Origin of the sequence: Corallococcus sp. Z5C101001, assembly GCF_007352635.1 — a bacterium.
Taxonomy (GTDB): Bacteria; Myxococcota; Myxococcia; order Myxococcales; family Myxococcaceae; genus Corallococcus; species Corallococcus silvisoli.
In genome coordinates this window covers 17,006-32,416 of record NZ_VKLU01000014.1, presented here as the reverse complement: position 1 = coordinate 32,416, position 15,411 = coordinate 17,006, and the positions used below count along the sequence as shown (strand labels likewise).

General features: G+C 68.8%; 12 protein-coding genes and 1 pseudogene. 5 read left to right on the top strand and 8 right to left on the bottom strand.

Annotated features, from left to right (window positions below; genetic code table 11):
* Positions 1-31: 31 nt before the first annotated feature.
* A complete protein-coding gene (locus FOF48_RS28590) occupies positions 32-3,946 on the top strand; it encodes a bifunctional serine/threonine-protein kinase/formylglycine-generating enzyme family protein (RefSeq protein WP_143906695.1) in 3,915 nt (1,304 codons plus the stop codon).
* A 12-nt stretch (positions 3,947-3,958) separates the two neighbouring features.
* Here the strand turns inward: FOF48_RS28590 and FOF48_RS28585 are convergent, their stop codons facing one another.
* Together FOF48_RS28585 and FOF48_RS28580 are read right to left on the bottom strand one after the other, a co-directional pair.
* Complete coding sequence (locus FOF48_RS28585; RefSeq protein ID WP_143906693.1) at positions 3,959-4,477, bottom strand: GNAT family N-acetyltransferase; 519 nt, start codon at positions 4,475-4,477, stop codon at positions 3,959-3,961.
* 77 nt (positions 4,478-4,554) lie between these two features.
* Positions 4,555-5,604, bottom strand: coding sequence for a hypothetical protein (locus FOF48_RS28580; protein ID WP_143906691.1), 1,050 nt, complete (start codon positions 5,602-5,604; stop codon positions 4,555-4,557).
* A gap of 154 nt (positions 5,605-5,758) precedes the next feature.
* On the opposite strand from FOF48_RS28580, the gene FOF48_RS28575 reads away from it, so the two are divergent.
* Positions 5,759-6,058 carry a hypothetical protein gene (locus FOF48_RS28575; protein WP_143906689.1) on the top strand — a complete coding sequence of 100 codons (300 nt, stop codon included), beginning with the start codon at positions 5,759-5,761 and terminating at the stop codon, positions 6,056-6,058.
* 9 nt (positions 6,059-6,067) lie between these two features.
* Here FOF48_RS28575 and FOF48_RS28570 read toward each other — a convergent pair whose 3' ends face one another.
* Positions 6,068-7,561, bottom strand: coding sequence for a putative metal-binding motif-containing protein (locus tag FOF48_RS28570; RefSeq protein ID WP_143906687.1), 1,494 nt, complete (start codon positions 7,559-7,561; stop codon positions 6,068-6,070).
* Between the two features lie 460 nt (positions 7,562-8,021).
* Here FOF48_RS28570 and FOF48_RS28565 point away from each other — a divergent pair, with 460 nt between their 5' ends.
* Positions 8,022-8,789 (top strand): LuxR C-terminal-related transcriptional regulator, encoded by a 768-nt coding sequence (locus FOF48_RS28565; RefSeq protein WP_161665848.1) that lies wholly within the window; start codon positions 8,022-8,024, stop codon positions 8,787-8,789.
* Between the two features lie 56 nt (positions 8,790-8,845).
* Here FOF48_RS28565 and FOF48_RS28560 read toward each other — a convergent pair whose 3' ends face one another.
* On the bottom strand, positions 8,846-10,372 hold the full coding sequence (locus FOF48_RS28560) for a phospholipase D-like domain-containing protein (RefSeq protein ID WP_143906683.1): 1,527 nt from the start codon (positions 10,370-10,372) through the stop codon (positions 8,846-8,848).
* 289 nt (positions 10,373-10,661) lie between these two features.
* On the bottom strand, positions 10,662-11,165 hold the full coding sequence (locus FOF48_RS28555; RefSeq protein WP_143906680.1) for a DUF4328 domain-containing protein: 504 nt from the start codon (positions 11,163-11,165) through the stop codon (positions 10,662-10,664).
* Between the two features lie 555 nt (positions 11,166-11,720).
* Between FOF48_RS28555 and FOF48_RS28550 the strand changes: the two genes are divergently transcribed.
* On the top strand, positions 11,721-12,629 hold the full coding sequence (locus FOF48_RS28550; RefSeq protein ID WP_143906678.1) for a hypothetical protein: 909 nt from the start codon (positions 11,721-11,723) through the stop codon (positions 12,627-12,629).
* Positions 12,630-12,791: 162 nt separating this feature from the next.
* On the opposite strand, the pseudogene FOF48_RS28545 reads toward FOF48_RS28550, so the two are convergent.
* Positions 12,792-13,226 (bottom strand): annotated as a pseudogene (locus tag FOF48_RS28545) (LysR substrate-binding domain-containing protein); the annotation flags it as partial.
* Positions 13,227-13,294: 68 nt separating this feature from the next.
* Here FOF48_RS28545 and FOF48_RS28540 point away from each other — a divergent pair.
* The gene (locus FOF48_RS28540) at positions 13,295-13,570 is read left to right on the top strand and encodes a hypothetical protein (protein WP_143906676.1); all 276 of its coding nucleotides are present in this window, start codon (positions 13,295-13,297) and stop codon (positions 13,568-13,570) included.
* A gap of 459 nt (positions 13,571-14,029) precedes the next feature.
* On the opposite strand, the gene FOF48_RS28535 is transcribed toward FOF48_RS28540, so the two are convergent.
* Together FOF48_RS28535 and FOF48_RS28530 are read right to left on the bottom strand one after the other, a co-directional pair.
* Positions 14,030-14,269, bottom strand: a complete 240-nt coding sequence (locus FOF48_RS28535) for a hypothetical protein (RefSeq protein ID WP_143906674.1) — start codon at positions 14,267-14,269, stop codon at positions 14,030-14,032.
* A gap of 164 nt (positions 14,270-14,433) precedes the next feature.
* Positions 14,434-15,354 carry an RluA family pseudouridine synthase gene (locus tag FOF48_RS28530; RefSeq protein WP_143906672.1) on the bottom strand — a complete coding sequence of 307 codons (921 nt, stop codon included), beginning with the start codon at positions 15,352-15,354 and terminating at the stop codon, positions 14,434-14,436.
* Positions 15,355-15,411: the final 57 nt, after the last annotated feature.

Below are 15,411 nucleotides of genomic sequence, written 5' to 3'. Positions count from 1 at the left end.
GCCGCATGGCTAGCGTGAGGGCCCCGACTCCGTGAGCGCGCCCCCTTCCAGTTGCCTGACCGACGAGGTCCTGGTCGAGCTTCTTGAAAACCTGCTGCCGGATGACGCGCTGGCGCGGGTGCACCGACATGCCGCCGGGTGCACCGCGTGCCGCACCCTCATCGCCACGCTGACGCCCGGCATCCAGCGCTCGGAGGTGGAGGACTCGGGGCCCGGGCCCGCTGACAGCGCCCCCGAGGCGGCGGGGAGCTGGACGCCGCCGGAGTCCTTCGACGCGTTCCGGCTCGAGCGGCTGATTGGCCGGGGCGGGATGGGCATCGTCTACCTCGCGCACGACACCTCGCTGGACCGGCGCGTGGCGGTGAAGTTCATGGCCCCGGGCCAGCCTGATGCCCGGTTCCGCGAGCTCTTCACGACCGAGGCCCGGGCGCTCGCGCGGACGCAGCACGCCAACATCGTCAGCGTGTTCAGCGTCGGAGAGGTGGACGGCCATCCGTACATCGTCTCCGAGTACGTCGTCGGGGAGACGCTCGCGGAGCTGCCGCTGCCCGTGCCCTGGCGCCGGGTCCTGTCGCTGGGCGTGGGACTGGCGCGGGGGCTCGCGGCGGCGCACCGCCAGGGCGTCCTCCACCGGGACCTCAAACCCTCCAACGCGCTCGTCACCCCCGAGGGGGAGGTGAAGCTGCTCGACTTCGGTCTGGCCGAGCGCTTCGACGTGAGCGGGGAGCAGGCGTCGGGCTCACCGCAGCTCGTGGGCACCCTGCCCTATCTGGCGCCGGAGGTCCTGGCGGGAGGTCCAGCGACCGCGCGCAGCGACCTGTACGCCCTGGGCCTCGTCCTCCACGAGCTGTGCACGGGGCAGGTGCCGCTGCGCGCCTCTCGCCTTCCCGGGGAGACGCCGCCCCGCGCCGCGCCGGGCCCGGACGTGGATCCGGACTTCGCCGCGCTCATCCTGCGCTGCCTCGCGGTGGATCCGCTCGAGCGCTTCGGGTCGGTGGAGGCGCTGGGCGAGGCGCTGGAGCAGCTGGAGCGGGCCCTCGCGCCCGTGCCCATGGCGGCCGGCAATCCCTACCGGGGCCTCGCGCCCTTCGCGGCGGAGCACCGGGCGCTCTTCTTCGGACGCGAGGGCGACATCCGCGCCGTGCTGGAGCGCCTTCGCACGCGCACGCTCGTCCTCGTCGCCGGGGAGTCGGGGACGGGCAAGTCCTCGCTGTGCCGCGCGGGCGTGCTGCCCCGGGTGGCGGCGGGAGCGTTGGACGACGGACAGGGGTCGCGCATCGTCACGCTGTGGCCCGGACACCGTCCGCTCGAGGCGCTGGCCGCCGCGCTCGCGCCGGTGCTGGGCCGAGGGGAGGCCGAGGTCGCCACCGTCCTCACGGAGACTCCGGCCTCGCTCGGGCGCGCGCTGCGGGAGACGCATGCCCGGGGGCGGGGCCTGCTGCTCTTCGTGGATCAGCTCGAGGAGTTGCTGACGCTCTCCGACCCCGGACAGGCGGCGCACTTCGCGCGGCTGATGGCGGAGCTGGCGCTGCCGTCGGCCGGTGTGCACGTGCTGCTGGCGGTGCGGGGGGACTTCCTCACGCGCCTGTGCGCGCTTCCAGGCCTGGGCGACGAGGCCGAACGGGCGCTCTACGTGCTCAGGCCGCTGTCGTCCGAAGGGGTGCGCGAAGCCATCGTCGGGCCGGCCCGCGCCCGGGGCGTGGCCTTCGAGTCCCCGGAGCTGGTCCAGGCGCTCGTCGCGTCCACCGCGCAAGGCGTGGGCAGCCTCCCGCTGCTCCAGTTCGCGCTCGCCGAGCTGTGGGAGCGCAGGGACCCGGCCCGGGGCCGCATCACGCGCGCCGCGCTCGACGCCATGGGAGGGGTGGCGGGAGCGCTGTCCCGGCACGCCGATGGGGTGCTCGCGCGCATGAGGCCCGCGGAGCACGCGGCGGCCCGGCGCTTGTTGCTCCAGCTGGTGACGGCGGAAGGCACGCGCATCGAGCGCGGAATCGAGGACCTGACCGACGCGGGTGACGAGTCCTCACGCGCGGCCCTGCGCATGCTCGTCGAGGGCCGGCTCTTGCACACGCGCACCGCGAACGGGCTGCCGCGGTGGGAGATCGCCCACGAGTCGCTGATCGAGAGCTGGGGCACGCTGCGCGACTGGCTGGATGACGACATCGGGCACCGCGTGCTGCGCAAGCGCGTGGAAGCGGCCAGCACCGAGTGGGAGCGCCTGCACCGCACCCATGAGGCCCTGTGGGGGCAGCGTCAGCTGGATGAGGTGCGGCTGCTCGACGCCTCCACGCTGGGGGGCCGGGACCAGGCGTTCCTGCGCGCGTCCCACCGCGCCGTGAGGAGAGCCCGCTGGCGGCGGGGCCTCACCGTGTTCTTCCTCGCGCTCGCCGTCCTCGCGACCCATGGGGGCCTCCGGCTCCAGGCGTACCTGGAGGACGCGGGCTTCATCGCCGCGGAGCTCGACACGGCGCGAGAGGCGCTTGCTTCGGGACGCGGCCTCGCGAGCCGGGCCCTCGCGAGCCGCGAGGAGTCCCTGGCGATGTTCGACGGCAAGGCGCCCTCCTCCCTGGGCCCCGAGACCGCCACGGGGCCCGCGGGCCTCAGAAGCGCCGCGGAGAAGCGCTGGACCGAGACGCTGGCCCTGAGGGATCAGGCGGAGGCGGCCCTCACGCGTGCCAGCCGGAGCCTGGAGCGGGGGCTCGATCGCGACCGCCACCACCTCGCCACGCGGCAGCTCATCGCGGAGGTCCTGGCCGAGCGGGTCCAGCTCGCGGAGGCCTTCCACCAGCGCCGCGAGCGCGACGAGTGGCTGCGCCGGTTGGAGCAGGAGGTGGACGCCTCCAAGCAAGGCGGGGAGTTGCTGGAGCGGCTGCGGGCACCGGCGGAGGTGGAGTTCACGAGCACGCCTCCGGGCGCGCAGGTGGCCGTCGAGCGATACATCCCAGGCGAAGGGCCGCTGCACCGCGAGCCCGTCACGGCGCGAGGCCCTCGGCTGGTCCTCCCGGAGGGCTCCTACCTGCTCCATGTCACGCAGCCGGGGCGCGTGCCGGTGACGCTGCCTGTGTCCCTGATGCATGGAGCCCGCGAAGCCCTGCGCCTCACGCTGCCCACGCAGGTGCCCGAGGGCGCGGTCTACATCCCGCCGGGGTGCTTCCTCTTGGGCAGCGCCGAACCGGAGGCGGTGCGCAGGTTCTCCTTCAGCCCGCCCATGCACCGCTATTGCCTCGCGGAGGGGTATCTGATTGGCCGGACCGAGGTGACCTTCGGTGACTGGCTGACCTACCTGGAGGACCTGCCGCCCAGCGCGCCCGCGCGGCGGATCCTCGAGCAGCCGCATTTTGGCGACGGTGGGGCCATCACCTTGCGGTGGCACCCGGGCACGGGCTGGGTCTTCACCTTCTACCGGACCCGGGAGGAGTTCCGCGCGGCGAAGGAAGAGGAGCCGCTGGTCTACGCGGAGCGGACACGGCGAGGCAGCGTCGACTGGAAGCGGCTGCCCCTGTCCGGCGTCTCCGCCCAGGACCTGGAGGGCTATCTCTACTGGCTCCACCGGACGAAGCGGCTGCCGGGGGCGCGGCTCTGCGGCCAGCATGAATGGGAGTACGCGGCCCGGGGCGCGGATGGGCGGCGCTACCCGCATGGTGACTCACTCCAGTCCGACGACGCCAACATCGACGCGACGTATGACCGGCGGCCCCGGGCCTTCGGCCCCGACGCGGTGGGAGAGCACCCCGCGTCGGTGAGCCCCTTCGGGCTGGAGGACATGGCAGGCAATGCCTATGAGCTCACGCGCTCGGTGACGCCGGAGTTCGGCAGCGTCGTCCTGAGGGGAGGCTCCTGGTATTACGACTCCTTCGTCGCGGCCAGCGCCGACCTCTCCCCCGGTGACGCGACCGCGAGGGATGTCAGGATTGGCGTGCGCGTCTGTGCTTCATTCGAACCGCATTGAGGGGACGGGGGCTCAGCCCGTCACGAACAAGCGGCTCGGGCAGCCGTCGTAGTCGATGGTGCGGTCGAGCCGCATCCCAAGCCGCTCCGCCACGCGCAGGGACGCCGTGTTCTCCGGGTGGATGATGGCCACCAGGGGGACGTCCGGGAGGTGCTTCGCGGCCAGCGCCAGGGCGAAGCGGGAGACCTCGGTCGCATAGCCGGAGCCCCAGGTCTGGGGAGCGAAGCGGTAGGCGAGGTTCAGCACCCGCTGCCCCTCGAGCTCCTTGTGGCGCACACCGCCGAGTCCGACGACGACGCCGGGCGCATCCAGCCGCTCCACCAGCCAATAGCCGACGCCCTCGCGCGCCCAGTCTTCCAGCCACAGCCCCAAGGTCTTCCGCGCGTCGTCCAGCGTGCGCATGTATCCGGCGCGGCTGAACCGGTTCGTCGCCGGGTCCGAGTGGAGCGCGAACACCGCCTCCAGGTCATTGGCGCTCACCGCGCGGAGCAGCAGCCGTTCGGTCGTCGCGCGCTCGAAGTCCTGAATCATGGCCGGCAGCTTGCGCGAAGCCGTCGTCCCAGGCGAGCACACACGCCACGTACGGCAGGTGAAGCCCCCGATTCATCTCACCGAGGAGATGCGAACCAGTCCCAGTCCTCCGCGGCGAGGGGCAGCTCCTGGCTCCAGCGGCGCCACGCCAGCACCTCCGCGCGCCATGCATCCACTCCACCCCGGAGCGGCCAGGCGCGTGAGACAGCTCCCTGGGCGGACCGCGTGAAGTTGAGCAGCAGCATGCGGTTGACGCGCTCGACGACCGCCGGCGTCGCTCCGGCGCGCAGCTGGAAGTCCGCGCTGAACAGGGCGCCCTCCTCCCGGACGGAGCTCTCCGGGCGCGCTGCGGGGATGAACGGCCACAACCCCAGCAGAGGGGGCTCCACGCCCTCCAGCAGCGCCGCGTGCACCCGGTCGTGTCCGTCCAGCACCAGCCACTTCGCCAGGATGTCCACGTAGAGCAGGAGCGTGGGCGGCAACGTCCCGTCCTTCGCGCGCTTGCGCCAGCTCTTCACCCGGCCGTCATCGCTGGCCGACGGCGCACGGAGCGAGAGCACGGTCCCCGGTCGCTGCGCCGGCAGCGTCTCCCACCAGTCCTCGTTCCAGGCCCCGCTGAAGCGCGGCACGGCGTCCAGGGAGTGCGGCGGCTGTAGCGGCTGACCGAACCTCCACTCCATGGGCGAGACGGGGTGGCGCTCCGCCTTGTCGGCGGAGATGGCGCGCACGGGGCTCAGACACCAGCGTCCCGCGTGGAGCACCGGCGAAGGCGCCTCCACGAGCGTGCGCGCCAGCCGCCATCCCCAGGCTTCCCACCAACCCTCGGAACCCGGGGCCTGCGTCACGGCGCGGACGTCGGGCGCGGTCAGCGGAGGAAGGCTCCAAGGCGCGTGCGTCTTCCCACGAAGGAAGACGGCTCGGTCCCACCACGTGTCGATGCGGGCCCAGAGCAGCGGCTGTCCCCCGCTCATCAAGCGGAGCCGGTAGTCCGAAGCCGCTTCCAGGTGCAGAGCAGGTCGCGCTCGCCAGGGCCCCGTCGCGGGCACTTCCAACAACAGCCCAGGGCCAGGAGTCTCCAGCCCCCAGCTCCGGAAGTCATCGACCCCGATGGAGACACCTGGATGCACGCGCCACCCTCCTCGCTGCCGCCTGGACTGCACAAGGCATCCAGAGCGTAGTGCTTTCGACCGCACGCCGGGCGAGCGTCCATGCACGTCCGCCTGCCCCCCTCTGCCACCCGGCGGGACCCAGCCCCACCTTTGGACAGGAGGTGAACCCGTCATGGCGGACAGGCTTGTCGACAAGCAGCACCAGCACGAGCGGCAGCAGGAGCGCGACCGGCTGAGGGAGGAGGAGCAGAAGGACCTGGCCGTGGAATCCCACCGTGGGTCACGCCCCCTGGAGGGCTACGCGGGGGGCCACACCACCTGGACGGCCGACCAGGACGACAAGGCCGCGGCCCGCGTGCATGCGGGAGACGCCGAGGCCTCCCAGGAGGCCACGGAGCGGCAGGCCCGGCTGGAACCCGAGCCCCCATCCTTCGACGAGGGCGACGAGGAGCCCGGGCCCCGACGCGAATAGTCGGCGGTCTCAGGGCGCGCAGTAACGCAGCGCCCGGAGAGTGTAGGGCTCCGGAGGATTGCCGGTCGCGGTCATGAGCAGCGCGCCCATCCACTGACCCGGCAGTTCCTGCATCATCACCCAGTCCGATTGTCGGTGCATCGGCATCGAGACGCCGCCTGGAGTCCAGTCCGTCACGACACCCGACGGACTCAGCCCCCAGAGCCGGCCCTCACAGTTGAAGTACGAGTCCAGACCCGCCACGGGCAGAAAGCGCATGGAGATCCAGGCCACCTGGAGTCCCCGCGATGTCATCGTGGCCCAAACCGCTGGCGAGTCACCAGGAGTCGTGGTGGTCACGGTCTCGGGGACACCCCCATCGAAGAGGTCTTGGATCTGCTGGATCCGGAAGTTGGGGCCCGGAATCTCTCGCAGGAGCACCATCGGTTCACCCGAGTCCGCCCCGCCCGCCGCGGGCGCCATCACCAGTTGGGCGGCAATGTAATGCCCCACCGTCAGCATGCGCTCCTCCCCCACGGGCAACAGGTTCCGGTCGTAGCGCCGCAGCCGGATGCGCGATTCGGAGCCCCCAAGCCCGAACTCCACCGCCATCGCAAGAAAGCCTCCATCTTTCAGACCCAGGGCGCGCGGCGAGAACGACAACAAGGTGCCGTACGCCTCATCCTTCCAAAAGAGGACCTGCGGTTCGGTCAGGGCCTGACCGTCCGCGTCCACGAGGCGGGTCAGGAGATCTATAGAATTGAGGCCAAAGTTGGCATTCGAGCTCCAGATCACCATTCCCCGGTCCCGATCCACCGACGCGGCCACCTGGGCATTGATGTAGGACGCGGGTTGATGGAAGACAGTCACCCCCGGAGGCTGAGTGGTGGGCTCCCCCTGCTCATTGAGTGGAAGCAGGCGCCCCTGAGAGGACCATAGGGTCGAGTCCATCACGACGTAGAACAGAGCCGGCCCGCGCGACGTACGCACCAACCGGGCCACACTGGCAGTCGTGCTGCTGCCCGTCTCGAACTGGATAATCGTCGTCCGTGCCACTGCCAGGGCTGTGTCGAGCCGCAGCACCTGGAGCTGTCCCGGACGGTCGGACACGACCACCAGGAAGCCCCCCTCCACGGGAAGGCTGTCCACCATGTTCTCGTCGGAAGTCCACGCCATCGGCGTGACCTCCGTCCAAGTCGCCGGGTCCGTCACCCCGTCACAGTCGTTGTCCAATCCGTCGCAGCGCGTCTCCGTCGCCTCGTAGTCCGCGCCATACGAGCGCGCCGTGCACACCGGCTCATACTCGCCAGCCACCATCGCCCGCCGTGCCCCGGCGCATACGCCCAGGGTCCGCTCACACGGTGCGGCCTCCGCCACGCCGCTGTCCGCTGTCCCCGAGTCCTCCACCACGCCGCTATCCGGTGGCCCTCCATCCTGCGTCACGCCCGCATCCGCCCCTGCACCCGCTACGAGCTCCACCGGCTTCGTCGAGGAACCACACCCCACCAACAGCAGGGCCAGCACCCAGGACCTCATCCGCGATCGCATGTTCCCCTCTCTGCCACGCGGCACCCGCTGTTCGCCATCGCCTGCAATACCAAACGACTCATCATGATTCTCGAGCGGTTCAGAGGAAAGGCAAGCACGGGCGGTGGAAGGAAGGGGCAGGAGCTCGCGTGAGACCCTTCGAGAATTGCGATTGGTCATTCAGGCGCACGCGCACCCGGGTTTGGGCGTTGGAGCAAAACCCTGGGCTGGATTCAGCGGACCGAGCCCCTCTGTGAGGCGACATCTTCCCGGACACAGGGGGGCTCTTCGCACCCCGACCTGCCCGGTGGCTGCCAGGGCTTGCGGCGGGTCCTGGCCACTCCGGCCGGGTTCGGGCGAGGCGTGCTCCTGCGACCGTTTCTCCGGAGCCCTGGCGCTTGTTATCGTACGGCTGAAAATGCGTAAGTCGCGACCCTCCATTGGAGACTACCGTGCGGTGTCGCAGTTCGTTGGCGCGCTCGGCGAGATCTCCAGCGCCGACCACCGACCCGACGCATCCCTCCGTCACCTGACGGAGTCCACGGGCGCGCTCATCGGTGCGGGAGCGCTGTGGTGGAGTATCGTGGGCGAGCCGCCGCCGCCGTCGAGTAATAACGCCGCCATCATCACCCACTCGTACGTCCACGGAGTCGACGAGATCACGCTCCTCCGCTGGCAAAAGGCCTACCTCGTCGAATCCGGGTATCGCCAGCACCCGATGTGGGGCCCCTTCGCCCGGGGCGCCGGTCGCTTGCGGAGCGCGTGCCGCGAGGAGCTGGTCTCCGACCAGGAGTGGTACTCTCACCCGCACGTCGCGGAATGGGGGCGTGGGCTGGGCTACGACGACACCCTCGTGAGCGCCGTACCGCTCGGCGCCGGAGCCGCGGCCTACCTCGTGGCGGTGCGACATTGGGGCGAGAGGCGCTTCGGCCAGCGCGAGCGCGAGCTGCTCGAGTTGCTCTTCCGGAGCGCGTCGTGGTGCTACCGGAGCTGGCTGGAGCCGGAGCACGATGCACAGGGGTGCCTGCTCCTGGGCGGTGTCCGAAGCCGCTTGCCGCCGCGCCACCGCGCCATCCTCGAACAGCTCCTCACCGGGCGCGGCGAGAAGCAGATCGCCGCGTCCACCGGCTTGAGCCTGCGCACGACGCACAAGTACATCGAGCACGTCTATCGCGCCTTCGCGGTGTCGAGCCGCGCCGAGCTGATGGCACTCTGGATCAGGTAGGTTCAGCGCCACCCGATTCCACCTGAGCGGGGCAGGTTTCCGCCCGGTCAGCTCTTCTACCAGGTCAAATCAGCGAGCTTCGCGTCCGTACGGACGCCGTGTCGGCTCGCGTGGTTGTAGTAACCCTCCATCACCATGTCTCTGACTGAAGGGGGGAACTCGCCGATCACACCGAATTCTTGAAGTGCGGCCTGTCCGATACGCTGCACGTAGGGATAGCAATTGTCCGAACCGACGTGACATATCTTGTCGTCCAGAATCCAGAACTTGGCGTGATTGTCTTTTTTTGCCCCGTCGCGCCACGCTTCCCGGCCGCCGCTGAAGGCGATGGTCTTGAGGAAGACGCGCTCGTTCAGAATCTTCAGGGCGTGGTTCTTGGACGTTTGGAACTGGGCGTTCATCCGCTGCGACAGCAGGTTCAAGATCGTCTGCAGCTTGACGCCGTGACCATAGCTGTGGGCGCCATCGGTCGGCGCCGACAAGATGATCTCCAAAGTAGCGCTGGCATTCTTATGCAGGAATTCCGCGAAATTGTCGATGAGGGGCAGGATGAACCAGGAGCCGCCACATCCAATCAGATCGAAAGGATAATCCCTCGGCCTCCAGGTCTTGAAATCGACGGCGCTCATGTGAGGCGAGCCGAGGTCCTGCAGCGACATCTTGCAGCTTTGCTTCGCCTGCTTCAGGCCCTCGACGAGGGCGATCATCATGGCGCCTTCGAGGACCCGGGGGGCGGTGTAAACCCCCCATCCGGGGCTCGCCACCCAGAGTGCCGGGAAACGGTTGGAGGCATCGGCCGCGGGCGAGGCATCCGCCGCGACGGCATCAAATGACTCGCTGCGAGGTGGCGGCGCGCTTTCATCGATCTTCAAGTCCGGGTTGAGGTAGTTGGAGTAGGTCGCGCCGCCCGGGGGGCGCCGATTGTTGGCGCGAACGAAGTTCCACAGGGCGTCAGCAAAGCGGTGGCCACCCCTCGCGATGCTCCCGTCAAAGCGCATGGAGATGTCGAAGACGGGATTCTTTGCGAGATAGTGGCCGTCCCACATGTTGTGGCCGCCGGTGATAAGCACGCTGCCGTCGATGGCGATGAGCTTGGCGTGGTTCCAGGACGCCGACTCCCAGCGGAATTGCGCCAGGTATACGTTCAGCCGCGAAGCTCGCGGCTTCGCCTGACGGATTCGGTCCGCCAGCTGCTTGAGCATCATCCACGTGTGCAGATTAGGGCCGCCGGCCTGGCGCCCGATGAGGAACCGAATGGTCACGGGACGCCCTGACACGGCGAGGGCGATCAAACCGTCCTCGACGTCCTTCCGGAAGTCCCCTGTCGGTTCGTCCATCGTGACGATGTCGACGGAGTGCGTCGCCTTCTCGATGCAGGCCTTCATGGCCCGGGCCGGCTGAGACGAGTGTCCTCGGTCGGGAAACTCGTGATTGGACGTGGTCCACCAACCGTGTGGCGTGTCGAAAAGGTATTCTTCCCAACCGCCGACAAAGGTGTCACCGGCTTGGCCGAATAAACGATCACTGAATTGCGGCAGGCGAGACGTCAAGGTCGCATGAAGGTGGGCGACGGTAAGCGACATGGCTCCACTCCTTTATTTCTGGCCAGGGTGCTGAGTTTCGGCGCTCGATTCAGAGCAGCGCGAGGATCCCTCTCCGGTGGAGCATCGGACAGGTAGCGGATCGGCTACTTGCGCACGACCTGGCGCAGAGAGAGGATCAAGCGGCCAGCCACGCAGCGTGCGCCGAGGCGCACGGCACCCCGTGCTGGTGCGCCACCGCGTCCTGCGTCTTCTGGTGTTCCCGCGCACGCCTGTGTATTCCGCGAAGCCTTCGGACTTGTCTGATTCAGATGAGGGGATGTCTCAGTCCTCATGAGGCGCGAAGAACCTCCCCCTTCATCTGGACGAGCCGCCGCTGGATGCGCCACACGACGCCAATGCACAGCGCGGTGGCGAGCAGAAACATTCCCGTGTAGGCAAGCCGGGTAAGGCGCAGCGCTCCAGTGCTGATGGCCTCGACATCGGCGAGGCGGAGCATCCACTGGCGCTCCACGCCCAGCGCCAGGGTGAGCAGCCCTGTGCACCACCATGCGCGTATCAGGCCGGCTCGGTTGGCAGCGCCCCCCAGGTCGAGCCAGAGGTCGCGAAGTACCTGATAGGGTTTGAAGAGGTTCACGCCTGGAATGAACCAGGACAGGATGGCCCTACGGGGCGAGGTCCGGCTGACCTCGAGCTGTTTCGCGATACGAACCGCCCGGTACTGCCACATCAGGAAGCCGACCACGCTGCGCACCACCGCCACGGTCTTGGCCGCGCTCATGACGAAGAGGAGAAATCCATAGATGCCGATGGCATCGGTCTGCGTGTAGCCCATCGTGAGGAGAGGATTGAAGACCCAGAGCCTCACGGCGACGTGGCCGAAGTCAGCGACCGACTGGAGGATGAGGGCACAGGTCGCTACGACCGCCCAGGGGCGAGCGGAGGACAGCGGCCGTTGCAGCAGCCTCGCGTGGCAGGGGGCGCACACCCGGGCGTCACGCCCCTTGCACTGCTCGCAGCAGAAGCTCCCGCAACGGGTGCATGTTCCCGTGGAGGGTTGGTCCGGATGATGATTGGAGCTTGCCGTGCCAATGCGGCCCCCGACACAGAGCCCTCGGGACACGCATCGAGCAATCCCGCAGGGCGGAATCCCCCCAGACGGAGCGAATGCCCGCCGGCCTCATGGAGAGCGGCAGACTCCACTTCGCCTTCTCGATGTCTCCGAGGGCAAGGTGAGCCACGAGTTCGAGATGGAGTACAACGAGGGTGGCTCGCGAGTCGACTTCTCGCCCGATGGGCGGTGGCTGGCCATCGCCGGCTCCGGCTTTTCACCGCTCCAGCGTACCGTTCGACCCTGGTGCGCTCCCTGAACCCCGAGGACCCCATCCCCATGCCTGGCACATTCACCCAGAAACACTCATTCCGTCGCGGCTGCCTCGGCAAGGATGGCCGGCTGCTGCTCCTCCTGGTCAACGACGAGTTGGCGCGGGGCAACGCCGCCCACACCAGCGTCGTCCTCTGGGACAACGGTCGCTTTCGCTCGCTCACGACCACGGCGTGGACCGCCGCCGCGGTGGTCCTCGTCGATTGGCCGGATGCCGAGTTCGCCGTCGTCGGTGAGCAGGGGCAACTGCTCAAGGTGCGCAGCGACGGCGGCATGACCGAGGAGCATGTCTTCGCGACCCCTCCGAAGGAGCCCGGCGGCTTCAAGGGCGCGGCGTGCGTGGACGGCCGGCTCATCGCAGCCGGTACCGGATTCTGGTGCGCGGTCGTCGCCCCCGATGGGACCCGGCGGGACACCTCGCCACGACAGCTTGGAACGGCGACCGAAGGCCATGGAGCGGGCTTCGAATCGGTGGGCGGAGCATCCCTGGGCGACCTGGTGGCGGTCGGCTGGGACGGCGCGATCTGGCATTTCGACGGGGAGCGGTGGGAACCCCAGAGCAGCCCTGTCAACCGGATCCTGTCCCATGTGATCTGTCGGGCCGACGGCGAGTTCTGGGCGTGCGGTCAATCGGGCACCCTGGTCCGTGGGCGACGCGGACAGTGGCGCGCGCTTCAGACGCGTCTGCGGGAGAACTTGTGGTCGCTGGCCGCCTTCTGCGGTGGCATCGTGGCCGCGTCGACAGGGGGACTGTTCCGCTTCGAGCTCGACAACGACTCGCCCCAGGCGATCGGCCTCGACAGCGACCCCTCGTCGTTCTACTGGCTCGATGCCAAGCGCGACGAGGTCCTGCTGTCGACGGGGAACAAGAACGTCGTGCTCGTCTTGCCCGATCGCGAGATCGTCATCGACTGACGTGCGGGGGGGCCATCGCCTCCCGAGCGCGAACAGAGGAGCTCCTACCCAAAATTCGGTCGCTGCGTCGTTGTGCCGTCAGGGCACCGGCCCGGTGGCGCCACACGGCGCGGCAGTAGGTCTGTCAACCCTCCTCCACCAACGGCATCGGTCCGACAAGTCTTAGCGCTCGGACGCCTCGCGAAGCAGCCAGCCGCGAAACGCCACCAGCTTCGGAAGCGTGGCGCACTCGGGCCGGTAGACGACGTAGCAGGCAAGTGCCGAGGGAAACTCGACCTCCGGGAACAGGCGCGCCAGTCGTCCAGCGGCGAGGTCGTCGCGAGCCATGATGCTGCGAGCCAATGCAACTCCCTGCCCATCAATGGCCGCCTGTAACACCGCGGCGGAGTTGTTGATGCGCAGGCCTCGCTTCGTGTCGACGCCGTCCGCGCCTGCCTTCTCGAGCCAGGCGTCCCACGTGGGGAAGCCCGAGCGCGCGTCCACGGAGCGGTCGTGGATGGGCCGCAGGCCTCCCAGGTCCGACGGGCGACGGGGACGGGGACGGGGGTCCTGCCTCAAGAGCGAAGGCGAGCAGACCGGGTAGACCTCCTCGTCGAAGAGCTTCTCGGCGGTCGACCAAGCTTGCCGTCATGGTCAGAGACACATTGCACTTCAAGGCCGCCCTCATGACCGCCGAAGAGATGCAGGTGCCACGCAACGCCTACCAATTCGAGATTGTCGCGGCCGGGGCGCTAGCGAAGTCGCTCGCCGAGGACAGCTCCTTGGCGGACGACATCAACAAGAGCGAGAGGCTGGGAGTCAGAATCGTGGTGTGCGAGAACGCTCTGGCCTCCTTCCACGTCCCCAAGGACAAGCTGGATCGACGTTTGCGGACGGAAAGGAAGGCCTGGTTCTACATGTGGGAGTTCCAGGATGAGTGCTTCAGCATCCTGACCGGTTGATGGGTTGCTCGCGGTGCGGGTCCCATGTCCGCGCGACATGTCTCAGCGGCGGACAGGGCAAGCCCCATGTTTGGCCCGGCCCCTCGGCGGTCTCAGGGCGCGCAGTAACGTAGCGCCCGGAGAGTGTAGGACTCCGTCGGCTTGCCGGTCGCGCTCATCATCAGCGCGCCCATCCACTGGCCCGGCAGTTCCTACATCATGATCCAGTCCGCTTGCCGGTGCATCGGTAGCGGGACGCCGCCTGGAGTCCAGTCCGTCACGACGCCCGACGGACTCAGCCCCCGTGGAAGGAAGGGGCAGGAGCTCGCGTGAGACCCTTCGAGAATCGCGATTGGTCGTTCAGGCGCACGCGCACCCGGGTCTGGGCGTTGGAGCAAGCTCCTGGGCTGGATTCAGCGACCTGAGGGCGGAACCAAAGGGAGCGGTGTGCAGCGACGAACTGGGCCGTTCCGTGCGTTATCAGGCAAGCACCACATCTCCCGGATCGACCATCAGGATATGGCGATGCCCGCCGAAGAGAGGCACGGCGACCGGGGACACATTCAATACCAGCACACCATCGCGCTCGATCTCTTCGATTGGAAAGACATCCCCAAGGCACGCCCTGAACACCTCCTTCGACTCCTCCGGCAACTGACCAAACCAGCTGGGGAGTGAGGCAATGCGGACTCGCTGCCCAACGTCAAAGAGCGTTTTCATTGGGTCATTGCCACAGCGACACGAGAAGTGCCGAGTCCGGCTGCCTCGTTGGGGAGAACCGCGAGTGGCGGCTTCAGCAGCAGCCCAGCCTTGAGCTCGATTCTTTCCGGTCGCTGTCGCCGTCGTCCCATCCGGATATGAGATGCCAAAGTCATCCTTCGCCGCTACCCGCGCAGCAACGCCACCCCTCGGAGGAAGTCCTCCGGCGGCGGGCACTCCACCTGGACCACCTTCCCCGTCGCGGACGACGGCACCTCCAGGCGCCACGCGTGCAAGGCCTGCCGTCCCACCGCGAGCGCGGCCGCGTGCTTGCGCGCCGCCTCCGTGCCGTAGAGCGAATCCCCCAGCACCGGGAAGCCCGCCTCGGAGAGCTGCACGCGAATCTGATGCGTGCGCCCCGTGTCCAGGTCGATGTCCAGCAGCGCGCCCTCCCGGAACCGCTCCCGCACCGTGAAGGTCAGGGCCGCCCTGCGCGCGGAAGGGACTCGGGTGGTGAAGCGGCGCGGGTCCTTCGGGTCCCTCGCGTATGGCCCCTCCAGCCGGCCTGTGTCCGGGGGCTGTCCCAGCACCAGCGTCTGGTAGCGCTTGTCCACCCGCTTCTCCTGGAACGCCTTCAGGAGCGCGGCCACCGCGTCATCCGTCCGCGCCAATGCCAGACACCCGCTCGTCTCCCGATCCAACCGGTGCACCACGCCCGGCTGCGCCACGCCCTCCACGTCGAATGGCGGGCACCGCGCCGCGACGAGCCCCACCACCGACGCCGCGCGCCCCTCCGGCTCCACCACCAGCCCCGGCGGCTTCGCCACGATGACGAGCGCCGCGTCGTCGTACAGCACCGGCAGCTCCGGCCCCTCCGTGGAAGCATGCGGCGACGGCCGGGCCTCTGGGGTCTCCAGCGTCAGCTCCTCGCCCCCCCACAGCTTGCGCGTCGCCTGCGCCTTCTTCCCCCGGATGCGCACGCCTCCAGCCTCCAAGAGCGCCCGGGCCCGCTCCGGAGTAAGGCCCGGGACATGCTTGGTGAGGAAACGATCCAGCCGCTCGCCCGCGACCTCTCGGGGGACCACGAAAACCTTGTGCCGCGTCATGCCTCCCCCGTCTCTCATGGCAGGCAGGGAGTCAACGCCTCTCCCGCCGTCCCGCCC